General features: G+C 39.2%; 17 protein-coding genes, 4 pseudogenes and 1 riboswitch. Of the genes and pseudogenes, 8 read left to right on the top strand and 13 right to left on the bottom strand.

Annotated elements, in window-relative coordinates:
- Positions 1–9 precede the first annotated feature (9 nt).
- Positions 10–1,272, bottom strand: coding sequence for a chitinase (locus I6N90_RS16630; RefSeq protein ID WP_197936753.1), 1,263 nt, complete (start codon positions 1,270–1,272; stop codon positions 10–12).
- Between the two features lie 233 nt (positions 1,273–1,505).
- On the opposite strand from I6N90_RS16630, the gene I6N90_RS16625 reads away from it, so the two are divergent.
- The 3 genes and pseudogenes from I6N90_RS16625 to I6N90_RS16615 all read left to right on the top strand — a co-directional run bounded on the left by I6N90_RS16625 (position 1,506) and on the right by I6N90_RS16615 (position 4,620).
- The gene (locus I6N90_RS16625) at positions 1,506–2,330 is read left to right on the top strand and encodes a MerR family transcriptional regulator (protein WP_197936752.1); all 825 of its coding nucleotides are present in this window, start codon (positions 1,506–1,508) and stop codon (positions 2,328–2,330) included.
- Positions 2,331–2,410: 80 nt separating this feature from the next.
- On the top strand, positions 2,411–3,565 hold the full coding sequence (locus tag I6N90_RS16620; protein ID WP_197936751.1) for an agmatine deiminase family protein: 1,155 nt from the start codon (positions 2,411–2,413) through the stop codon (positions 3,563–3,565).
- Positions 3,566–3,802: 237 nt separating this feature from the next.
- A pseudogene (locus tag I6N90_RS16615) lies at positions 3,803–4,620 on the top strand (polysaccharide deacetylase family protein).
- 5 nt (positions 4,621–4,625) lie between these two features.
- Here the strand turns inward: I6N90_RS16615 and I6N90_RS16610 are convergent.
- Complete coding sequence (locus tag I6N90_RS16610; RefSeq protein WP_197936750.1) at positions 4,626–7,322, bottom strand: S-layer homology domain-containing protein; 2,697 nt, start codon at positions 7,320–7,322, stop codon at positions 4,626–4,628.
- A gap of 152 nt (positions 7,323–7,474) precedes the next feature.
- Positions 7,475–8,074 carry a TetR/AcrR family transcriptional regulator gene (locus tag I6N90_RS16605; protein ID WP_197936749.1) on the bottom strand — a complete coding sequence of 200 codons (600 nt, stop codon included), beginning with the start codon at positions 8,072–8,074 and terminating at the stop codon, positions 7,475–7,477.
- A 165-nt stretch (positions 8,075–8,239) separates the two neighbouring features.
- Between I6N90_RS16605 and I6N90_RS16600 the strand changes: the two genes are divergently transcribed.
- Entirely contained in the window at positions 8,240–9,349 is a 1,110-nt protein-coding gene (locus tag I6N90_RS16600; protein WP_197936748.1) for an NAD(P)-dependent alcohol dehydrogenase, read from the top strand.
- 18 nt (positions 9,350–9,367) lie between these two features.
- Entirely contained in the window at positions 9,368–10,816 is a 1,449-nt protein-coding gene (locus tag I6N90_RS16595; RefSeq protein ID WP_197936747.1) for an aldehyde dehydrogenase family protein, read from the top strand.
- 109 nt (positions 10,817–10,925) lie between these two features.
- Here the strand turns inward: I6N90_RS16595 and I6N90_RS16590 are convergent, their stop codons facing one another.
- The 4 genes from I6N90_RS16590 to I6N90_RS25110 form a co-directional block, all read right to left on the bottom strand.
- A complete protein-coding gene (locus I6N90_RS16590) occupies positions 10,926–11,675 on the bottom strand; it encodes an amino acid ABC transporter ATP-binding protein (RefSeq protein WP_197936746.1) in 750 nt (249 codons plus the stop codon).
- Positions 11,675–12,415, bottom strand: coding sequence for an amino acid ABC transporter permease (locus tag I6N90_RS16585; protein WP_197936745.1), 741 nt, complete (start codon positions 12,413–12,415; stop codon positions 11,675–11,677). Before I6N90_RS16585 ends, I6N90_RS16590 begins: the two co-directional genes overlap by 1 nt.
- Before the next feature lie 66 nt (positions 12,416–12,481).
- Positions 12,482–13,321 carry a transporter substrate-binding domain-containing protein gene (locus I6N90_RS16580; RefSeq protein WP_197936744.1) on the bottom strand — a complete coding sequence of 280 codons (840 nt, stop codon included), beginning with the start codon at positions 13,319–13,321 and terminating at the stop codon, positions 12,482–12,484.
- A 114-nt stretch (positions 13,322–13,435) separates the two neighbouring features.
- Positions 13,436–13,617: riboswitch (Lysine riboswitch) on the bottom strand.
- 240 nt (positions 13,618–13,857) lie between these two features.
- The gene (locus tag I6N90_RS25110; protein WP_197936743.1) at positions 13,858–16,326 is read right to left on the bottom strand and encodes an S-layer homology domain-containing protein; all 2,469 of its coding nucleotides are present in this window, start codon (positions 16,324–16,326) and stop codon (positions 13,858–13,860) included.
- Between the two features lie 372 nt (positions 16,327–16,698).
- Between I6N90_RS25110 and I6N90_RS16570 the strand changes: the two genes are divergently transcribed.
- The 3 genes from I6N90_RS16570 (at position 16,699) to I6N90_RS16560 (ending at position 19,703) form a co-directional block, all read left to right on the top strand.
- On the top strand, positions 16,699–18,177 hold the full coding sequence (locus I6N90_RS16570; RefSeq protein WP_197936742.1) for an MBOAT family O-acyltransferase: 1,479 nt from the start codon (positions 16,699–16,701) through the stop codon (positions 18,175–18,177).
- Positions 18,178–18,193: 16 nt separating this feature from the next.
- Positions 18,194–19,282: a hypothetical protein gene (locus I6N90_RS16565; protein ID WP_197936741.1), complete on the top strand. Its 1,089-nt coding sequence runs from the start codon at positions 18,194–18,196 to the stop codon at positions 19,280–19,282.
- Positions 19,283–19,370: 88 nt separating this feature from the next.
- The gene (locus I6N90_RS16560) at positions 19,371–19,703 is read left to right on the top strand and encodes a DUF1904 family protein (RefSeq protein ID WP_197936740.1); all 333 of its coding nucleotides are present in this window, start codon (positions 19,371–19,373) and stop codon (positions 19,701–19,703) included.
- Between the two features lie 129 nt (positions 19,704–19,832).
- Here the strand turns inward: I6N90_RS16560 and I6N90_RS16555 are convergent, their stop codons facing one another.
- The 6 genes and pseudogenes from I6N90_RS16555 to I6N90_RS16530 form a co-directional block, all read right to left on the bottom strand.
- Entirely contained in the window at positions 19,833–20,786 is a 954-nt protein-coding gene (locus I6N90_RS16555; RefSeq protein ID WP_197936739.1) for a VanZ family protein, read from the bottom strand.
- Positions 20,787–20,812: 26 nt separating this feature from the next.
- Positions 20,813–21,562: pseudogene (locus tag I6N90_RS16550) on the bottom strand (ABC transporter permease); the annotation flags it as partial.
- A 2-nt stretch (positions 21,563–21,564) separates the two neighbouring features.
- Positions 21,565–21,855: pseudogene (locus I6N90_RS16545) on the bottom strand (ABC transporter ATP-binding protein); the annotation flags it as partial.
- 101 nt (positions 21,856–21,956) lie between these two features.
- Positions 21,957–22,726, bottom strand: a pseudogene (locus tag I6N90_RS16540) (sensor histidine kinase).
- Complete coding sequence (locus I6N90_RS16535; protein ID WP_197936738.1) at positions 22,727–23,410, bottom strand: response regulator transcription factor; 684 nt, start codon at positions 23,408–23,410, stop codon at positions 22,727–22,729.
- Positions 23,411–23,562: 152 nt separating this feature from the next.
- A complete protein-coding gene (locus I6N90_RS16530) occupies positions 23,563–23,979 on the bottom strand; it encodes a hypothetical protein (protein ID WP_197936737.1) in 417 nt (138 codons plus the stop codon).
- Between the last annotated feature and the right edge of the window lie 573 nt (positions 23,980–24,552).

Genomic DNA, 24,552 nt, shown 5'->3' with positions numbered 1-24,552 from the left:
AAATCCGATTTAGAATGGAAGCATACCTAACGTATTTACTTTCTCTCCTTCAATAGGAACACCCATATGTGTAGTAAACTTACGATAAAAACCGACGCGGCGACCGATACGACGGTCAGTTTCATCCAAATTGCCTTCAAGATTACCGTTTATGAGCATAATCGTAATACCAAAGCCCGCTTCTGTCAGCCCTTTTGAAATCTCCAGTTCAGTTGGTTTCCATTTGCCAACCATCACATCGTGAGCGGAAGGCCTCATAGGATGTGGTGTCATCCAGTACAGGATAGCCGTCATAAAGCCTAACTTGCCATCTTTCACAATAAGCTCAGGCTGTTCAAGCAACTTATCTTTGGTGCCATAAATAATTCCGCTTACTAATCCGTAATTGTAGTTCCAGCTCAGTTGAATCGGACCTCGTCCATGATAGGATTTGCCCGGGGCTGGCGAGAAAATATCATTTGGTTCAACATAGCTGACTTCGTTACTGTTAATAAATTTGATTTCTTCATTCCAATATAAACCCCAAGCAAGTGGACCCCCTGGCGAATTGGGCTTGCCCCCACCCGTTTCGTGCGAAATATTGGCGAGAAAAGCTGCCAGTTCATGCTTTCGATCTAAAGCAGTGCCTTCTTTAAGAAAAGTGCCGAAATCGACGATAATCGAAATAATCGGAACTGTCTTATTTATGTCTGTATGAAAGTTAGCATTTTGAACGATGAGTGTTTCTGTTTTTGTTTCTTTATCCAATCGAAATATGCGGCTGTTGTTCGTATCATTCTGCCTGTACTCCAACTTATATTTAATATTTGCTACTTCCGTAACGGCTGTAATGAAGTTGTCATACGAATAATAGTCGATTTGATCTTCATCGTAGTTTACTTGATTAATCGCATACTTGTGCCATTCCTTCGTACCAATTCGATAGGGAAATAATTGCTCATATTCCTCCTCAGGAAGCACACTTTGTACGGCGGCAACAGCTTTGTCTGGTGAGAATTGCGGATCAATTCCATCCCATAAAGCCGTCACCTCAGAGTCTGTAAGAACAAGGGGTTTGCCAACAATCCGTTCATCTAAAGCTTCACTTTCCGTTTCATTTCCCGCTCCAATTTCCGACTCCACTTTCACTTCAGTTAAAGGAGTTGACGAGGCATGCGGCCCCGTTTTTTCAGAACTGGATAACCAATTCACAACTAAATATGTGAACAGTAATATGACAAGCAGTACTACAACACTATAAAAAAAGACTTTGCTTGTCATCTTCGTTTTCATGCTCAACCTCCCATCCTAGACTTGCAACAATACTTTCAATCATAGTGAAAATTGAAAAAATTTACTATATGAGCAATCAACGATTTCGTATACTTATTCCTTATCTTCAGGTCCGGTTTCTGCATCTCCTTCAAAAAGCAGAAAATGCGTGTATGTGAAACGGAAATGATACATACTGTTGATATCATTCCGATAGCATTTATAAAAATAAAATCACATTAAGGAAGAGACATATGTACACAATCAGCAGATTTTCACAGCTTTGCAAAATGAGCACACGCATGTTGCGGCACTATGACAAGGAACAACTCTTAAATCCCATCCATGTAGATGCTTCGAATGGTTATAGATACTATGAGAAAAGCCAATTAGAAACGGCATTACGAATCAAAAAACTAAGAGAATATACATTTTCACTGCCGGAGATTAGAACAATTCTCCAAACAACAGATGAGGAATCATTGAACCAATTAATGAACTCGAAGATACAAGAATTATCGAGTGGAATGAGTCAATATAAAGAGATCATTTTAGAGATGCAAGGAATAATCGAACAAAAAACGGTTGTTATTCACGGAGAAAGCAGTTCCTATGATGTATTGTTTGGAATGAGAAACGAAATAACGGTCATTAGTCGAAGATTGCAGTCTAACATTGCGGAGATGGACAAGTACGTTGATTCCCTATTCGAAATAGCGTCGAAAAATCATTTTCGGTTGCTCGGCGCTCCGTCAGCAATCTTTTGGGACGAAGAATTCACCCCTGACAACTGCGACATTGAATTGATGATCCCAATCATTCAAAGACAGGACCAACATGATCTAAAAAAATATGAAATTAAACAGCTCCCGAGCAAGCTTGTTGCTTCTACTTTGCATATAGGGGGCTACGATTATATCGGATATGCACATATGGCACTTGAAGAATGGATAGCAGTCAATGGCTATTCTCTTGATGGCCCTCCATACGAAACCTACTTAAAGAGTCTAGAATGTGACTGCACTCCAGAAGAATATGTAACACAAGTCTGTTTTCCTATCATCAAAAAAAGTAAATAATTTAACCTCTTGACCTTAACACAATGTCAACGTTTATGCTTCTCTAACAGCACACTATTTTCACATAAGGAGATCATCAAATGAAAAAAATGATAGCGTTGTGTTTAGGAGGAGTATTAATGACTGGAAGCTTAGTAGGATGCACGCAAGGTTACGCAGCTAAAGAAGATACTCAGATTGTGAAAGACGTGAAACAGCAAACTGTTGGAAAATACACGATGCCCGACGAAAAAAGCAAACATGAAGGCACATGGTTGCAATGGCCACATAATTACACCTATGGTGAGGGTCATAAAGAAAATCTGGAGTCGATTTGGATTGAGATGACTGCAGCATTAAGCGAAGGGGAAAATGTCCATATCATCGCCTATGATAAATATGAACAGGAATACATCTATGATCTTCTGTACGATGAAGGTGTAGATATGAATAAAATCGACTTCTATATCGTCCCGACAGACGATGTTTGGGCAAGAGATACTGCACCTCTTTTCGTATACGACAAAGACAACAATATGAAACTGATGGACTGGGGATTTAATGGGTGGGGTAAGAAAACACCATATAAGAAAGACGCATTAATATCAAAAAAACTCAGCAAGCAGCTTGGCATGGAGTTGATTGATCTTAATAAAGTCGTACTTGAAGGCGGCGCATTTGAGCTAGATGGTAACGGTACATTTTTATCGACACGCAGTTCTGTTACGAATAAAAATAGAAATGCTAAATTATCAGAATCCGAAATTGAAAAGTACGTCAAAGAAAACCTTGGCGTCACTAACTTCATTTGGTTAGATGGTGTAGAAGGTATGGATATTACAGACTTCCATATTGATGGAATTGCAAAGTTCTATGATAAATCTACATTAGTTACAATGAATAAAGCTGACCTAGAAGAGTCGGGTCTCACAAATAAGGATTACAAAACGCTAATGAATGCTAAAAATACGTCCAACAAACCTTATAAGTATGTGCTTCTGCCAATTAGCAAAAACAATGTTGTTTTGGATAATGGAAAGAACCTCGGCTATAAAGGTTCCTACATCAATTATTATATCGGCAATAACGTTGTGATCGTTCCAAACTATAATGATCCGCATGATAAAGTAGCAAACGAAACCATCCAAAAGCTATACCCTGACCGTGAAGTTATCGGCATTGATGTAAGAGAGCTTTATAAAGATGGCGGCATGATTCACTGTGTCACACAACAGCAACCCATCAGTTTAAAGTAATTTCGGCCGTTACGATGAATGTGACATGTTTGAAAATAAATCATTAGGCAAGTTTTAGGCCATCCTTTGCGGGATGGCCCTTTTTTGCGCTTATACAGCCTGTTGGAATCACATTTTACGACTTCTATACAAGTCTATCTCACTTATCATATATTCGCTTGCTACACTAGCTCTGTACTGGAAGGCAGTAACGTTTTATTGACACAACAGAACCCAGACAGAAAGGCTAGATGAAGCATGCATACATTACAGAGTTATAGTAAAAGAAGTAGCCTAAAAAAGAAACGAAGAAGATTAGTCGTTGTTTTATTAGCCATTATCCTAATGATTCTTTTAATAGGAAAGCTCACATCTGCACCTGAAGAAGAAGTGGTAGCCAAAGAAAATACCATACCAAGTGCCCTACTGCCAGAAAAAGAAACAAGACCCGCAGAGGAACCTACGGGCAAAGTTGTTTATTTAACCTTCGATGATGGACCTACCACATTAACAAACCAGTTTTTAGATGTATTAGAAGAGCAAGATATACCAGCAACCTTTTTTATGCAGGGAATCCACTTACAAAAAATCAATTTACAAGAAAGTGTCAAGCGAGCAACCGAAGAAGGCCATTATGTTGGTGCTCATAGTATGACACACAGCAAAGAAAAGATATATGATAACGGACTGTTTGTATCAGAGATGGAAGAAACAAGGTCTCTTATTCAAGCTATTACAGGTACAAATCCTAAACTCGTTCGTCCACCTTATGGTTCGGTACCAGGCTTAAAAAATCAACACATTCGCAATCAAATTGCAGAAGCCGGAATTAAAATTTGGGACTGGACAATTGATTCTAATGACTGGAAGTTTAAAGATAATCCAAACCAAATTGTAGAGTCGATTAAATCGCAAACGAAAAGAAATACAGAAGTGATTCTCTTACATGAAAACGAGCAAACCTTACAAGCACTTCCGACATAATCGCATTTTATAAGGAACTAGGATATGAGTTTCGAGTTTACAATGACGATGACCATTTCCCTCTCAATTTCTATAATGACGAACGTCTGTGATTGGATCAAAGCTGTAAATAGAGCCGGTATAGCATTCGAGCAGCTTCTCCGCGTGTGACAGCTTCGCGAGCTCGTATCTGCTTATCGGCTGGATCATCGATCAAGCGCTGTTTTACAGCTAAAGCCATAGTTGGTTTGGCCCAATTAGATATCGTTTCTTGGTCTATAAATTGACTCAGGTAGTCCTCCGTATTCGAAGGGTAAAAATACCCTTTCTTTTCATGCAGTGATCTTGCACCGATTGCAGTCATTTCTTGTCTGGATATCGTATGATCTGGTCTAAACGTGCCATCGGGATAGCCCTCAACGATATGCTTTTTTTCGGATGAAGCGATAAATGGAACATGCCACTGCGGCTTATGCACGTCTGAAAAACTTTCTGTCGCTGTTTCATCCAAAGCGTAAAAAGCTCTAACAAGCATAGCCGTAAACTCGGCACGGGTGAGCAGCGAATCAGGCTCAAAATTGCCATTGTCTTTCCCGTTAACGATTCCTTTAGCACTCAGAAATTGTACTGCTTGTTTTAACTCTGGGTCCCGATTTTCAACATCAGGGAACGATTTGAAATTATCGTACAAGAAGTACGTTCCGGAACGGTTTATTTCAACTTCCATGCCGTTTTTGTTAGGATTGAACTTTCCGCCGATTGGCTGCGTTATTTCCCCATTTGTGAAAAATACGCTGTTACTCACTGCGTCTGTATCGTTCATAGGCAAGATCAGTCTGATATTGCTTGATACGTTAGAAAGCTCCTGTCCTTGTTCATTAAGAAATTGTACGCGATAGCCGCCGTTATTTTCTTTGACAAGCCGAATAACGATAACTTGGAGCGAATGGAACAGGTCATCTGCGGTCGCAAGATTAACCATTAGTTTCGCATCCCCTGCTTGAAAAGTAATATAGTCCAGATCTTTCCGAGCAACTAGGCTATCCTTGTATAGCTTCAACGTATATTCGTTTTGTTCTGAAATTGGCGAAACTTCCCCATTAACTGTTAACTTTCTAGCTAGAACAATCTCGTTATTCTCTAGCGTCTGCTCCACCGTAGACTTTGCCTTTAACGCATTGCCAGCAATGCGGTTCATTAACTCGGTCGTAAGGACAAATTGCCCGTTAACTGGCATTAGCTTTTCATTGCTTGATTTTGTGATCATAAGCTCTCCTGCCTCAGTCACTCCCTCCACAATAAAGGGTTTTTTTTTATCAGCGGCAGGAATCGACTTAATGGCAGTAAAGTACGTTTCGGATAACATTTTGCTATCAAAGACATATAACATGAAGTATGAAGTTACGTCTGGAAAACCCACTCTGCTTGAGGTTGCTCTCACAATGGTTTGTCCAGGTCTATTAGCTTCTAAGATCTGTATGCCATTCACACTCGACAATGTTCCTATGCTAGGATCGTCAATGGTGTACGTTACTTTTGTCCCCTGCAAACTTTTTGCAGCAATGAACTGTTTTTCGCCAGGCTCAAGCATTGTGACAAAGGGATAAAGACTAATTTCTGGCGAAGTCTGTGTCGTAGGTTTAGCTTTTGTCTCAGATCCATTATCGGTTGGCTTATCAGTTGGCTTAAGTCGAGTACCCGTTACCGTTTGTTTCGTAAAAACAACAAGCTTTGGCAAAGCAGAAGAAGGATCTCCCCAAGCCCACAACGTTTGATCCTTTTTTAGTGCATAATGATACCTTGTAGCTGCATACGAGCCTCTTTGGTGAACGGAAACGATATCGCTAAGCCCGGGGAGAACGTTCCCGTTTTCCACTGACCACAACTGATCGTCCCCTCGGAAAGCATACATTTTGTCGATATTCGGATCTTGGTTCCAGTTAAATTGAATAATAAATTGCGTGTCTGTTGGTGTATGTACTTGTATGGGAGTACTATGCGGGTCAATCCTTGGCCATGACCAGACTGTACCATCTAGCTTGTAGGCATAGTTCGTATAGATATCTAGTTGTATGCTCACAATCCCAGAAAGTCCTTCCATTTTCTCTGGACCTTTGTTTTTAGAAAGGTTATAGGGAAGGAACGAAGCTGCATTCCAGCTCCATACAGAACCGTCTTTTTTGACGACGTATACATGACCGCCCATAGACTTTATAGACATGACATCATCAAGCAGTTTTTCATGGGCTACTTGCCCGGAATCCCCTATTTCACTTCCCCAAAACCATACCGAACCATCTGATTTTAATGCGAACAAGGTCTTGTAATCATAGTTAACGTTAAAATTTGCTGCGATTGAGATTACGTCAGTCAAACCTGTGATGCTGGATGGAGCAGTGGAAGAACTGGTTCGAAGAGTTCCGCCAGACTTGGCGTCCCAATACGATACGGTCCCGTCTTTTTTTAGCGCAACGTAATTAGTCGTATAAATAAAATTGCTGTTCCCCTTCCTTTCAACTACGATTTGCTTCACATCCTGCAAGCCCGGAATTTGCACCAAATTGGCTTTATAAAATGTATCTGAAGGATTAATCGGATCTTCCACAGTTCCGGTGATGTGCCACCCCCATACGGTTCCATCCTTTTTCGCCAGTAGCACATTCTCGTCAAGGATATCGTAATCCTCCCCAACACGTGTATATTGCCCTTCACTAAGGTCACTTGTGCCATTCCCACTAGCTTGAACCGTATTTGTATAAATCGTACTGATGATGATTAAAATAAAGCTTAACAACGCTGCTATCAATCGTTTCATTGCATGATCCTCCTAAAGTTTGCCATATCTTTTCGTTATACTGTATATCGGATTACCAACGATTAGCCAATAGTCTGCTTGCGTTTTTTACACTGTAATATCAAAAAGCTACCCCTGGTTTTTTAGATCCAGGGATAGCTCAGTATAATAGGTTAAATATCTTCTCTCATTTGTATCATGATTGGCGAATGATAATGCAATAGATTAATAATACGCCTCGCCATTTCGGAAGGTGTAGCATCGTAGCCATTACGAATCCATTCTAGTATAAATCCATAAATACCATATGATCTGTAGTGGATAAAGTATTGTGCATTAATTTCAGGAGCTTGATCACCTACAAAGGACATTCGATTTTGAAAAATCTCTTGTAAGTCCCGCAGCAATGCTTGGTTTATATCTGGTACGGGATCATCGATTACAAGTAAATCAAAGTAGCTCCTATTTTCTTTAATATAATGAAAAACATCCGTGCCTGACGGACTCATTTGGCGTAAATCAAGTACCGGATTATCGCGCAATGGTTTACAAAATTCATGAACAAAATCTTTCATTTCAAGCTCGATAACATCCTTCGCAAGCTCTTCTTTCCCTAGAAAATGGACATAAAATGTCGTCCGATTATAATTCGCTGCATCAACAATATCTTTTACACGGACGCGTGAATATCCTCGTTCCAAAACAAGCTCTTTAAACGTCTTTCGTAATATATCTTTTGTTCGCTCTATACGCCGATCCTCTTTTTTTTCCATAATTACCCCCACAAAAAAAGACATTCTGACAAAAGTGTTGAAAACCGATACAAAAACGGATTTTTAGTGATTGAAGCAATGAGTCAAAGATAATATAACATAATTGAACCGAAAATATCGCTTTCATAAACGGATCTGTTCCATACCATTAAAGGAGTGACTAACATGAAAATACAAGCAATGGTAACAAGTAATGACAACAATTTTCAGAAACAAACACTTTTATTGGACGAGCCTAAAGCAGATGAAGTTCTTGTTAAAATAATTGCATCAGGCATCTGTCATACAGATGCAACTGTTCTAGATCATACATTACCTGTGCCGTACCCGGCAGTTTTAGGACATGAAGGTTCCGGTATTGTCGAACAAGTAGGCAGCAACATTACAACAGTAAAGCCCGGCGACCATGTCGTTCTAGGATTCTCCTATTGTGGTCATTGTGAAAACTGCTTAGAGGGTAATGCGGGCGGCTGTGAAAGTATGATTCCGCTAAATTTTGCAGGTAAAAATAATCATGGTGTAACCCCTCTTCATACAGACGACGGACAAGATGTTTCCCAATTTTTCGGACAATCTTCATTTGCAACGTATGCAACAGTAGGCGAAAAAAACGTTGTAAAAGTAGATAAAGATGTCGATCTACGCTTCTTAGGCCCATTTGGCTGTGGAATTATGACTGGAAGTGGTACCGTTTTCAACTCTCTTGCTCCAGAACCAGGTTCAAGTTTTGTCGTATTCGGAACAGGTGCAGTAGGTCTTAGTGGAATGATGGCTGCCAAAATTGCCGGTTGCAACCCTATTATCGCAGTAGATATTCACGACAGCCGTCTTGAATTAGCGAAAGAATTAGGCGCCACACATACCATTAACAGCAAAAATGAAGATGTAGTGGCAAAAATCAAAGAAATTACCGACAAAGGTGCAGACTATTCACTAGAAACAACGGGAGTACCAGAAGTCACATTATCTTCTCTCCGCTGCCTACGTGTTAAAGGTGTAGCGGCAACAGTAGCAGTTGGCAAACGCGATCTAACATTTAATGTTTTTAATGAAATAGTAGCAAACGCATTAACGTTAAAAGGTGTTATTGAAGGCGATGCAGTTCCTCAACTCATCATTCCAAAGCTTGTACGATTCTTTAAAAATGGCCAGTTCCCAGTTGATAAAATGGTTAAATTTTATGAATTCGAGCAAATTAATGAAGCCTTTGAAGATTCGAAAAACGGTTCAGCGATTAAACCCATTTTGATTTTGGATAAAGCATACGAAGCATAATGAAGGGGGACTTAAGCGATGAACTTCGAGCAATTAACAAAAAACTATATTAATGGCCAGTGGGTAAGCGGAAAAGGTTCAAGCTATACATTAACAAATCCATATAACGATGCTGAACTTGCAACGTTTCCGATCGCTACAAAAGCGCAGCTTGAAGAAGCTTATGAAGCAGGGAATGCTTCATACAAAGCGTGGGCAGCAGATACTAATCTCCGAACGGAAGTATTAAACAAAACGATACAATATTTTATTGATAACGAAGAAGAAATCATTAAAGTATTAGCTGTAGAAGCTGGTTCCACTTTTATTAAAGCAAAAGTGGAAATTGATTTAACACTTGCTTGCTTAAAAGAAGCTTTAACTTATGTTGATTCTTTAGGTGGTCGTGAAGTACCAATGACGATGCCTGGCAAAGTAAATAAAGTATACCGCAAGCCGCTAGGCGTTATTTCTTCCATTTCTCCATTTAACTTTCCGTTATTTTTATCGATGCGTACGATTGTCCCTGCTTTGGCATTAGGAAATGCAGTTGTGCACAAAGGCGACATTCAAACAGCATTAACAGGCGGTACTATTATGGCGAAAGCTTTTGAAGAAGCAGGTATTCCAGCTGGCGTTTTTAATGTCATTTTAACCGAAATTCCTGAAATTGGTGATACGATGATCGAGCATCGCCATTCAAAATTTATTAGCTTCACAGGCTCTACGCCAGTTGGACGCCATATTGGTAAATTAGCTGGTGGCCTGTTAAAGCCAGTGGCATTAGAGCTTGGTGGTAACGCTCCACTCGTTGTCTTAAAAGATGCAAATGTTGATGCAGCTATTAATGCTTCCATCTTTGGCAAATTCCTTCACCAAGGTCAAATTTGTATGATGATTAACCGTATTGTGCTGCATGAAGATATCTATGATGCATTCGTTGCTAAATTTGTTGAACGTGCAAAACAATTACCGATCGGTGATCCACTGGACCCTTCTACCATAATCGGACCGATTATTAACACACGTCAACTTGAAAAAGTGCAAGGTTTCATAGAAGAAGCAAAAACAACAGGTGTAGAAATATTGCTGGATAGCAGACGTGAAGGAAATATTTTGACACCTGCAATATTCGGGAATGTATTCCCTGACAGTCGTTTAGCACAAACAGAATTTTTCTCACCAGTTGTATCCATCATTAAAGCAAAATCAGATGAAGCGGCAATTGAAATTGCCAATAACACAGAGTTCGGTCTAAGTTCAGCTATCTTTACAGCAGATTTGGAAAAAGGTGAGCAGTTAGCCGCAGATTTAGAGTTTGGTATGACTCATGTCAATGATCAAACAGTCAATGCGATTGAAAATACACCATTTGGCGGCGTAAAAGGCTCCGGTATGGGCCGTTTCGGCAACCCTTGGGTGATTGATGAATTTACAGAAACGAAGTGGGTTTCTATTCAAATAGAAGAACGACAATTTCCGTTTTAGGGGGAATCAATCATCGCTGGATAATGATGTGAGGGCGGCAGTGCCGAATGACAAATGAAAGGGCCATTCTTTTGAGGATGGCCCTTTCTTTGATCTCACTTGAACGAAATTAAGTTCGGATATGATTAACTAACGTTCGCTTTAGGAATTCCTTCGTACGTTCTTGTCTAGGCTGGTTAAAAATTTGTTCCGGTGTCCCTTCTTCGGCAATCACACCTTTATCCATAAACACCACTCGGTCCGACACTTCCCTTGCAAAATCCATTTCATGTGTGACGATAAGCATCGTTAGCCCTGATTCTGCAAGTTCCTTCATCACTTTAAGCACCTCGCCTACCATCTCAGGATCGAGAGCAGATGTAGGTTCATCAAACAACAAAACATCAGGTTCCATCGATAAAGCTCTAGCAATGGCTACACGTTGTTTTTGGCCACCTGATAATTGCCTAGGCTTAGCATTAATATAGCTCTCCATGCCTACTGTTTTCAGATATTTTCTAGCGATTTGTTCCGCTTCTTCCTTGGATCGCTTCAACACTTTAACTTGGCCTACAACACAATTACCAAGCACATCATGATTTTCAAACAGGTTGAATTGTTGAAACACCATCCCGAGCTTCGTACGATAGGATGGAATGTTATGATTACCATCCAATATATTTTCGCCAAGGTAGTGAATTTGCCCACCACTAGGAATTTCTAAAAGGTTAATACAACGAAGGAGCGTCGATTTCCCCGATCCTGAGGAACCAATAATGGTGACCACTTCGCCATGTTTTACAGAAAATACGATGTCCTTCAGCACTTCATTTGCACCGTAGCTTTTATTTACATGTTGAATGTCGATAACGTTACCCATCAGCCTATGTCTCCCCTTCTAGATCTAGCGGGTTCCATCTTATAGCTCTTAGAACCATCTAATCTTTTTTCGATATAAAGTAAAATTCTCGTAACAGTAAAAGTCATAACAAAGTATAGAACACATGCGACAAAGAAGGATTCGAAATATCGGAAATTATTTCCTGAAATAGACTTCGTCATGAAATAAAGCTCTGAAACGGCGATGACGTTAAGTACAGACGTATCTTTTATATTGATTACAAACTGATTACCTGTCGCCGGTAAAATATTGCGAATGACTTGCGGCAATACGATGTTAATCATCATCTGCAGGTGGTTCATACCTATCGCCTGAGCCGCTTCGAACTGGCCTTTATCAATGGATAAAATTCCACCTCGAACGATTTCTGCCATATAAGCTCCCGTGTTGATGGCAACGATAATGAGAGCTGCGTGGATGGCATTCAATTGCAGGTCAAAAGCTAATGCCGAGCCATAATATATGACCATCGCTTGGACGATCATTGGTGTTCCACGGAAAACTTCAATATAAACAGACAAAACAATATTCGTAATCTTAAGCAATACTTTTTTTAATATACTTCTTGGCGTAGGTATCGTTCTTATTACTCCAGCCAATAGGCCGATGAAGGCGCCAACTACGGTTCCGATTATTGAAATAAATAGCGTCATCCCTGCGCCGCGCAGGAACATCTGCCAGTTTTCTTCTACAATTCTTATGATCCATTCAATACTCATGCTTATTCCTCCTATTCCCTAATTACAAAACCGACTGTATCGTATACAGCCGGTTTCCCGTAATCACTATTTTGCTGCGGGTTGATTTTTAATAGCTGTATCCATGATGCTTATGCGATCTTCTTCAGAAATGCCCTTTAAAATATCATTGATTTTTGCCGTATATTCACTATTTTTCGTAAGTCCCACCGCTATTGCCGTGTCATCCTCTAACGTTTGAAAACCATCCTTGAACTCTACCATCACTAGATTTTCATTAGCTGAAGAAGCACTGATAGCTTCTGGGCGTTCCGAAACATAACCATCAATCATTCCGGATTCAAGCGCTACTCTCATCGCAGGGAAGTTATCCATTGCTGTTTGCTTAGATACACCATTGATTTGGTCAATGACTGAATAGTGGAATGTGTTTAATTGACCTGTAATCTTAGCGTCCTTAAAATCTTGAATGGAAGTAGCACCTTCATATTTACTGCCTTTTTTCACAACCATCGCCAGTTGCGATGTATAGTACTTGTCTGAGAAGTCGATCGTTTCCTTACGTTCTGCGGTAGGTGACATGCCTGCAATAATCGCATCGATTTTGCCCGATGTTAGTGCTGGAACAAGTCCATCCCACTCCGTCTTAACAATCTTAAGCTCCTTGCCTAAACCTTCTGCGATCTTCTTTGCTATCTCTACATCATAACCGCCTGCAAATTCAGCGCCTCCAGAGATGCTAACAGCGCCATTGGAATTATCATTTTGAGTCCAGTTGAACGGTGCGTAACCTGCTTCCATTCCGACCGTAAATGTATCTTTTGCAGCAGATCCGGAATCTTTCGAACCAGAACCATTTGACCCACATCCAGCTATAAAAATCATTGCAGTAATCAGCATCATCGAAAATAGTTTTGTCTTTTTCATTTTCTTTTCCCCCTATAATTACTAGCTATTTTTTACTTGAAAATAAAAAAATGCGACCCGAGATATGCTCAGGCCGCACTATGTTTATAGTACATTAGACGCCTCCGCTTTCCCTTTGGAGATAGCACAACTCAATGAACTGGGAGATTCATTGAGACAGTCTTACAGTTATTAACTGCAAGCCCAGCAAATAATACGGAGAGTATTACCCACTTCGGCGGAATTTCCTTCTTCGTAGCTTCATCGCCTCTCAAGCTCTGCTACAAACTGTTAAATACCGCGCCTCTACCTCACAATTAGCGTGAGGTGTTATTCAATTGATTTAAGTATGCTGTATGAAGTAGACGGTTGTCAATGATCATAGAATGGTTATTAGGCAATAATATACCAGTGTTTATCCCCTATATTTTATATTAAGCATTTTTTATTTTCTATAAGATCGTCAACTATATGAAGGTAAAAAGAAACCACGCTAATGTAAATAGATGTTCCTCCATTTACAAAAGCATGGTTTCTTAGCATATAACCTGACTATACTAGGTTTTAGGCTGATCTAGTAATAATCTAACGTCAGCATTCAAATTCAGTACACGCAATATAATACTCAAAGCTTCCGCTCTAGTCGATTGTTCTTGTGGAGCAAATGAACCTACCTTACGACCATTGATAATTCCGGCAGCTGCCGCCGCACGAATCTCGTCCGCATTCCATGAGCCAGCAATGTCATTGAAGTCCGCCGTTTTATTTTTCCCTATCGCATTGAAGTCCACTATACGACTAATAATTGCAATGATTTCAGCTCGAGAAATAACGTCATTCGGTTTGAACGTACCATCCACGTAACCCGTTATTATGCCGCTGACTGCTAATGCTTCAATATATTTAATCGCCCAATGAGCTTCCTTCACGTCAGTGAAACTCGTTGCATTTTTTTGAGCTTCGATATTGAATACTCTAACTATCATGGCAGCAAACTCAGCACGTGTAATTGAACCATTCGGGCGGAAAGTGTCGTCTTCATAACCCTTAACAAAACCCATTTTTACGAAAAGATCAATATTCGTCTTGCTCCAATGTTGATTAACATCAGAGAATATGCCGCTAACTGGGTCAGTTGATGCCTGTTCAATCTTGTCCTTCAAGTATGCCTTCAACTTCTCTTGATTAACAACAGGATAAAAAGGTGACGGATTAGTAGTCGGCTTAGTTGGTACAGGCAAATAAGTACCATTATTGGAAGACTCGCGCGGTGCTACCGTAACCGTCACGACGTAGTCTTGCCTAGTGCCATCAGCTGCGAATACCGTGTACGTTACCGGATTAGTAAAGTTTTGCGTCGTAACCCCGCTAACTTGATTCTCATTTCCTACCTTTACATGTGAGCCTGTGCTCGTAAAAATCGGAGCCAATTGAGTTACATTTGTACCGTGAGGTACCGTTATTGAAATCGTACGCCCAGCCTGATCCACAACTCCAATACGTTCTGGATTTGTTATTTTGAAGGTGGTAAGCTCCTTCGCAGGATTTAAACCTATGTTCAAAATAACCCTATAGGGAACAGATACATTATCAGAATCTACTGTATAAATAATTGGAGACAACCGTAGATCCGTTTCCGTCACACCCGATTGTTGTACTACTTCGTTAATTTTAATATGATCTCCCGTCGTAACATATACCGCTTTCGTTACGCTTAGATCTGTTCCATAAGGAATATCAAAAGTAATCGTATGATTTAAGGGATCGATTTTACCTACCGCTTGTATAGGGGAGATAAGATCATAGGATTTTAGTTCATTTGCTAGTGTTACGGACACCACATAATTTTGCGTTAATCCGTTTTCGGCAAATACGGTGTACGTTTGTGGAGTTGTAAAGTCGTTTGCCGTAGCACCAGACGTTTGTGACGTGTTTCCGATATATACGGATTGACCGTTAGTCGTGAATGTTGCGGTTTTGTTTTGTCGTGTAGATCCAGTCGGCAAAACAACAGATATTGTTTTCGCATCCTCATCTATGAGACCCTCTACGCCATCAATGCTAAACGTTTGTAATACCTTAGTTGTACTGGCAGTGCTAGCAGCTTCTTTTACAGTAACTTGATAGATAAGAGAATTGCCTGCTTCATCTTCAACGGTATAATCTACGGGATTTGTAAAATTAACAACTGCTTCCCCGCTAACTTGCTGATTTCCATATAAAAGAACTCTAGTACCAGTAGTAATAAAAGTAGGCACTAACGCTGCCCTATTTGTACCGTGAGGAACCGTAAGCGTTATCGTCTGGTTAGATTCATCAATAATACCGATGGAAGAGTGTGAAGCGAGAGCAAAGTAGGTAATTTCTTTTGCCGTACTAGGTTCTATATGAATATTGACGGTTACTCTATAGTCTCGTGTGCTTCCGTCCAACGCTTTTACTGTATAAATTAAAGGCTGTGAAAAATCTTGTATGCTGACACCACTCGTTTGAACATCACCATTTACTAATAATTGAGCACCACTGTCATCTGTCGAAAATGTAGGCGTTAACGCAGTTACATCCGTACCTTTTGGAACGGTGAGATAGATTGCAAAGGCTTCGTCGTCAATAAAACTTTTTGCTACCGGAGCGACTAAGTTAAATGCCGTGATAGACTTTAAGTTGCTTGGTCCAATCGTTACCGTCACCGTATAATCTTGTCTACTATTATCCTCGGCAACAACCGTTAATATAACAGGACTAGAATAATTCGTGCGAGTCACATTACTTGTATGATTAAGTACAGTTGCTCCCTCAGATACTTCAAAGATTTCAAACATATTATTGACCGCAGAACGATAAGGTACCACAACCTCAATTGTATGGTTCACGTTATCAATAACACTTGGATTTCCCTCTACTGAAAATGAAAGAAACTCCTTCGCCGAACTCCCTGCACTTGCAAATATCATCTGAGGAAACATGCTAATTAATAAACTTAAAACGAGTGCGATTGATGTAGCTTTTTTGAATGAACTTAACACTTATGTAAGCCTCCCTGTTTGTTATGCCAATCGTTGGTGGGGTTTAGTGAAACTAATATATCTTCTACCTAGTACTAACCTCGTATATGGATTTTTTCGCTAAGTTCTCACCAATTTCATTTAAACAGTTAGTTATGCTGATTACAATATAATTTATATTCACAAAGACTATTATTTTAAATCACTATCTTTTTCTTTAAAATGGAATTGATTTATGTTGTATATTTTTTACAAAGTTACAATTATATAAAATTAATGCAACTCTAGTACTACTTAAACTAAAAAGTAGATACTTTTTAACTGGAACTTGATATACTATTTAGTATACATATGCTTTATTAAGCAAATAATAATTATTGGAAGGATAACACTGTGTTATTTAACTCAACCGAATTTATTTTTATATTTCTTCCTATTGCTTTTGCTGGTTATTTTCTATTAGCCACTGCCACTCATACTATACTCCCAAAAATATGGCTTGTTGCATGTTCACTTTTCTTCTACAGCTTTTGGAACCACGGTTACTTGGCACTTATTTTTATCTCTATGAGCATTAATTTTATCCTCGGTCACTTTCTCATATTACATAAACGAAAAGCACTAATAACTATTGGTATTATCTTTAACTTAGGTCTATTAGGATACTATAAATACTTAGACTTTATGGTTGCTAATATTAACTTTTTGTTTTCAACAGAATTACCTTTATTAAATATAATACTGCCTTTAGCAATTAGTTTCTTTACATTTCAACAAGTATCATATCTCGTTGATTGCTATAAAGGGAAAATCGATAAATATTCCTTTGTCGATTATATATTATTCATTACTTTTTTCCCGCAGTTAATTGCAGGCCCTATTGTATATCATCATGAGATAATGCCTCAATTTTATCGTTCAAATCGAATAAAAATTAATGTAGACAATATTTCATTAGGAATATTTATATTTGCTATAGGCTTATTTAAAAAGGTTATTCTCGCTGATAATTTATCTTTAACTGTATCAGATGGCATGCACCACTTAGATTCCATTACCTTTTTTGACGCATGGACAGTCATTCTTTCTTATACTTTCCAGTTATATTTTGATTTTAGTGGTTATTCAGATATGGCTATAGGAATTGCATTATTGTTTAATATTAAATTACCTATTAATTTCAATTCACCCTATAAATCTACTAACTTTCAAGACCTAGCTTCGCGTTGGCATATTACTTTAAGTCGTTTTCTAAACGATTATGTTTTTAATCCAATGAGTCGTTTGCTCTCGAAAACAATTTATTCTAATTTACCAATTAAACTGAGTACCAATATAAAAACATCTTTTAACTTAATATTACTATTTTTATTGAGTGGAATTTGGCATGGTGCAGGGTGGAATTATATTATTTGGGGACTTCTTTTTGGAACTGGCATCGTAAGCTATAGAACTTGGAAAAAAAACAAACTAAACATAAAACTCCCTACGATCCTATCATGGGGCATAACCTTTATTTATATAAACATAATGTTAGTATTTTTCAGATTAGAAGAAGTGAATCAAGCCGTCTTGCTGCTCAAAGCCATGTTCGGTCTAAACGGTTTTATTTTGCCTGAACAGTTATCTCCACTGTTAAACTTCTTTACGGCTTTTGGCTTTTCTTTTGAAGCTACTCCATTAAAAGATAAATATCGTGCAATAGGTTTGATAATAATAAGTTTTATTATTGTATTAGGGTTCAAGAATTCTTCTGAAAAACTTGATACGTTTAAACCAACCCTATTAAATGCGCTGTTTATTGTAGTCCTTTTAATCTATTCTATTATTAGTTTAACTAAGGCAACAGAGTTCTTATATTTTAATTTTTAGTAAACAGGGTGAAACTATGATATCTCGCAAAAAATGGACAAGTATTGTTGTCATTTTTACTGCATTTTTAATTTTAAGCATAGCAACTATAAACTACCTAGTAGATCCATATGGCATCTACCACTTTTCTAGTAAACACTATAACGCTCAAAAAATTGCATTTCGTGATTTATTTCAATTCAAAACGTTTCATATTAAAAAACATCAACCTGAGGCTATTATATTAGGTACATCAAGATCGATGAGACTACAACCTTCCGTCATTGAATCTTTAACTGGAGAAAGCACATATAACCTTGGTATTTATGGCTCTGTTCCATATATATATTACAAATACTTGGAGTATACATTAAAAGTAAATGACAATTTGAAATCTGTTTATATAGGGTTAGACTATGAAACGTTTAATGAATCCTATCCGATAAATTCTAGTTATAATGAAAAACGATTAAACACTACCTTTTATACAAATGATTTATTTTCTACTCTGCTTTCTGAGAAGGCATTAAAAGATAGCTATAAAGTTTTTATAGATAATAGAAATCATTCTAACAAATATACGACCAATGAATTTCTAGCTGACGGTACTGTTGATGAAACCTATGTGTCTCCGTTTAATACAATTCAAGATACATTTCATTGGTCCCAAACAGCTTACCATTTATCTTCAGATAGTATGCTATATATAAAAAAAATTAAGGAACTCTGTGATCAAAATGGTATTGCACTAAATATGTATATTAGTCCACTCCACTCGATTCTATTAGAAACTCATTGGCAAATTGATCAATGGAGTAACTATGAGGAATGGAAAAGAAAATTAGTCCAGATTTCTCCTGTCTGGGACTTCTCTGGGTATCATCAAATATCTATGAGCTCTTTGCAAGACAAAGAAAACTATAACGATCTCGGACATTTCTCTAAAAAAGTCGGTAATTATATCATACATCGCATGTTAAACCCTGATACTGATCAGGCACCTTCTTATTTCGGAACGTATATGACCAAAGAAAATATTGATGTACACCTAGCCAAATTGCGCATAAGCCGTGAAAAGTGGCCTGAACAAGATAAAAATATGATTGAACTTGCACCAAATTATTAGTCGTACGAACCGATTGCCACAGAAAGACCTGTACATATACAATGAAAAGATACAAATAGCTAAATTCATATCGATAGGAGAATAGTAGATGCCGCAATTAATTTTTAGAGGAGTTCCAGCCGAGGGCATTCGTTCAATTAGCATACCGCTCGTAGCGGAGATGGCCGAAATATGCCAATGCGGAACGGATAATTTCACTTTGGAGTGTCTGCACGTCACAGCTATATTCGACGGGAAATATACCGATTCGTACCCTTTTATCGACGTATGGTGGTTTGAGCGAGGGGACGAAGTGCGCGATAAGATGGCCGAGGCCATCGATAGACATGTCCGTTCTCTAGGTATACCCGATCTAGAAATTTCCTTTAGGGTTGGCCGCGAGGACAACTTTTATATGAACGGACGCCGTTATGGTTCCTAGCTGACGAAATACATCTGCCAAATTTAAAAGGCCGTCCTTTGCTGGATGGCCTTTTCTTTGCGGAACATGTGGATTTGATGAGACTACTTTATTTATGATACGGTTATATGCGTTATCATTAACGGCAATTTAGGACGTTCGTTGCTTTGACCAATCCCAGAAATATTTCATCTCCCTAAATCGAACATCCCATAGCTTTACATTTCCCTCAATGGTTATCGTAAGCTCGTTTGCCTGTTCAAGATAAATTGTGAACATCTCCGGCTCTTGGCGTTGATCTTCTGCAGATGCAAACAGATACTCATGCCCATCGACGGAAATACGTAGACTCCCCTGAACATCCTCTTGATCGGGAACCCCATAATTCAAGTAGAGATAAAGCTCCTTTTTGCCTAACGTAAACGTATACGTTTCCTTATTTTTCTCTTTAACGCTATACACATTATATTGGGGTTCTACGTTCTGACCGCCAATTTTGAAACTGTATCGTTTTGTTCCTGTTGATGTATTTCCGGTACTATCTTTTAGTTCGTTTAACGCCACAAATGGGCCCATTTCTTGGATGTACGCTTTGTCAACAATCCCGAAACACCCCCAAACACCGATCATAAGGACAACAATGGAAATACCCATAACCGCTATATTTCTTGATACATTTTTGGTACGAAAACCAAATCTATATGCCCCGAATCCGATTGCTGCGCCCAATGAGTTTATAATGACGTCATTAATGTCGAAACTGCCGAGCAAAGTTAATGCCTGTATGGTTTCAAGGACGAAAATTGATAGGATAAACAATATAAAGAATCGAATAAAGGTAGTCCGATATAACAACGGAATCAATATACCAAAAGGGATGAAGGCTGCGATGTTACCAAAATCCACAATATCCATTAAAGTAGGATTTAGAAGATCGGATAAGCTTGGCAACCTAAAAAAACTGTCCGGCAAAAAGATAAAAGTGTAACCAGCCACATCCTCTACTGTATCTGCTCTATTGAAAGCGAAAAACATAAAATAAAGAATCATAATGGTATAGACTAGGGTTATGGAAAAAATAATTTTACGCTGTGGTGTAGTCATAGATGCTCCTTTATCATTTTTGCCTATCATATACTCTCTTGCTTAAGAGCATCGATAAGGTTTTCTCCTTTTATTTTCGCCCCGGAATATAGCATCGCGGAACCAACTATGACAAATACGGCAGCAATGACAGATAAAATGCTCACCCAAGGTAATGAGAATCCATAGGTAAATTTGTTCGCAAATGCTCTATAGATCAGATACATCAGAGCGAAGCTGATAGGAAGCCCGAACAGCAGTGACTTAGCCCCATAAAACATACTTTCGTAGTTCAACATTTTCGTAAAGCCTTTTGGCGTCATTCCAACAGATTTCAGCATCGCAAACTCTCGTTTTCGAAGAGATACGCCTGTCGTAATCGTATTGAAAATGTTAGCAATAGAAATTGCTGAAATTAATACGATAAATCCGTAAGAAAAGACGAACATCAATAAAATCTGCTGTTCTTCGCTTTTTCTAGATTGATAGGAATTGTAGGCTTGCAGCTTGGTCACGTGCATCTCTTCGATTTCCTGCTCCATTTTCATCGGCTCCTTACTTTTTAAATAGAGAAATGTACGGGGGAGCTCTTCATCCTCACCTGCTGCCAATTGATTCATGACGCTTTCCGAAACGATAATATTTAACCCGCCTACTCCTATCGGGCTCATCCCCATAGGAACTTGATCCGTCAACGCGGCGACAGACACTCTGCTTGTCTTCGTCTTCGCACCAGTTTCTTTATCGCTATTCGACAACTCGATACTTTGGCCAACATTCGTATAGATGGACTTCGTTGAATCAGATTGAAAAACTGATAAACTAACCCGATTTGTCTGCGCCTGAAGATGGCTAGCTGCGTTTCGTTCAAGGCATGTATATCCGTATTCTCGATGAAAACTTTACCGCGAGTCGGCCGATCCACCCCGCCCAGCATATGCAGAAGTGTTGACTTACCCGAGCCAGATGGGCCGATTATCTCGACGAATTCTCCTTTTTGAATCGAAAAAGAAACGTCGTCCAGCACCTTCACCGCCGACTCGCCGTCTCCGTATATTTTAGACAACTGCTCGATTTTTAAGATTTCCATTGTCAATCCTCCATAGCTAAGCTGATAGATATCATTTTATCCCTCTAAAATGACGATCAAGTGACGATGAAGGTGACAATTTAGTCACTTGCGGCCAGCCGCTAAATCACCTGCTTATAGAATTTAATCCGAAACTGCGTCCCATCTTCGCTATTGCTCGTCACATCGATTACTCCGTTTTGACTGGCAACAATGCTATGAGCCATCGCGAGACCGATGCCGATGCTCCCTTCGCTGGCATTTTCCCCTTTATAGAACCGTTTAAAAATGTAGGGCAAATCTTCTATTGGAATGTCTTTCCCGTTGTCGGCAATGACGATTTCCGTAAATAACGCATTTTCGAAAAAGGTATTCGATAGCTTTAATAAGGAAGAAACAAGCCAATCGATGCGTTCAAGCTGAATGCGAATATTACGGGTGAACTCGTTCTTTTGGCGGGAGGTAGGTCGGGGTCGCTTAACAACTCTGCCATTACCGTCATAGAGGTGAGCGGCGTTTTGAGCTGGTGCGAAATATCGGAAATGGCATCCGTCAGTTGCATCTTGTCCTGCTGTAGAAGCGATCGGTGCTCCGATAGCATGAGCGTTACTTTGTAAATATCATTTTTTAAAATGCTAAGCTCGCCTTCTTGATTATCGCGAACATCTAGCCAATCATTGCCGTTGCTAATTTGTCTCAAATAGACAGACAGCTTTTCTAGCTCTCGATATCTCCATCTCATGAATAACAAACTGCTGCCAATAAGCAGAATCGATAAAATGAAAACGAGTGCAGCAGCAACAGGCGTAATGAAAACAGCGGCAACGATAGCCGCTAAGCTGATCAAACCCATGATGAGCAATAATAGTTGAATTTCACGATTGCGAAGCATCTAATCACCAACCTTATAGCCTAAACCGCGAACCGTTTTGATCAATGTCGGATGCCCTGGGTCATCCTCCAGCTTTTCCCTAAGCCTTTTGATATAAACCGTTAACGTATTGTCATTCACAAAGTCACCGGCCACATCCCAGATTTGCTCTAAAAGCTGACTTCTACTGAGCACCTGACCTATGTGGTTGCTGAATATCAACAATAAGCGATACTCTAACGCGGTTAGCTGAATTTCAGCGCCTTTTTTATGTACTTTGCCTTCCAGCGTATGAATTCGGACATCACCGATGTCTACGATCGTTTTCGTTTGGGACGGCTTCTGGTATCTTCGCAAGACGGATCTGATCCGAGAAAGAAGCTCGCGAATTCGAAAAGGTTTCGTAATATAATCGTCGGCTCCCATGTCCAGCCCCATCACAACATTGACCTCATCGTCAATCGCCGTTAAGAAGATGACCGGAATGTCCCGCCTTGCTTTCACTATTTTGCACAGATCATAGCCGCTTCCGTCTGGAAGCGACAAATCAAACAAGCATAAAACGAATTGATCGATATCTTCGTCTAGTACTATTTTTGCTGTGGCGATATCATGGCAAAGAACAGTTGAAAAACGATCTTGCTGCAGCGAATATTCCAGACCGGACGCAATCGTTTTATCATCTTCGACTAACAAAATTTTCATCCGCAGATCATCCTTACGATAGGAAATCGTTCATTTCCATCTTATTTTCGACATTATAACAGATTTTTTCAGCATCAGAAAAAAACTGCCGCTCCATCGCATATAAACGACGAAACGGCAGTTTTCTTTTCACGATTACCAAGTTAGCGACACTACCAATAAAGATTATAGTTCACATTACTGTAGCTCACAGACGAAGTTTGATGTGTCATAAGAGTTAATCGATAGTTGTACCCTGATTGCGCATATGGTTGACGACCATCATTTCTTAAACCAGCAAAAGAAACTGTTTGGATTTGACCATTGGTTGGTCCCAAAATATCAACGCCTTGAACTGCATTCCACGTCCCATTAGGTTGCTGTTTCCAGAGAGTGAGTACTGCATAGCCAGTAGTTGATCCCAAAACCGGTTGGAAAGCAACCGATACTATCGCTGCAACATTGAAGAAAGGAAATGAAACATTACTCGGATGTGCATTTGGAATAGAATATTCCTGAACTACCGTATACCCAGGCCAGTAAGCTGACGCCTGAGCGCTGAAAGAAAATAGAAGCGTGATAACCGCCAAAAAACCAAGACATGTTTTTTTGCCGCTTTCATCATCATCGTTTTTACATCTCCTTTTTAATTAAATTAGGTCTGTGCAATTACCGAATTAGATGGATCACTCCTTTTCCATTCCCTGTAGACTAGTTGTGTAAAATTCATAGGATTAGCCTGTTGTCCATAATCAACTTTAGTAAACAAAAGCGTCATATCCATTTGCGATTTTCAACAGTTGAAACTCTGAGCAATACGAAAACGTTCACTGTTTTTTATCACAGTTTGGCCTGTATTTACTTCTCAATGATTGTTACCTACTATGTTTTATCCGATTTCCGGGGTTTGGAAATAGTCCTTATGGCTATCGGCATGTACCTTCCTAAGACACTCAAAACCCGTATCAACTCATCCCAAACATCATCTTCTGGCAACCATTTTACCTCTTATTGAGTTTGTTTTTCTTATTCTTATATTTCTCCCTAGCAGATCAGGAATTGAAATGTTCGTTTTTGATCTTTTTATTGCTGATATTCTACTGCACTATAAGCCGTGGTACGCATTTTCAAAGCATGGGGAACCAAGCATGATGAGAATTTCC

Source organism: Paenibacillus sp. GSMTC-2017 (genome assembly GCF_016019935.1).
Taxonomy (GTDB): Bacteria; Bacillota; Bacilli; order Paenibacillales; family Paenibacillaceae; genus Pristimantibacillus.
The sequence above is the reverse complement of the archived record's forward strand: the minus strand, read 5'-3'. Positions and strand labels throughout refer to the sequence as shown.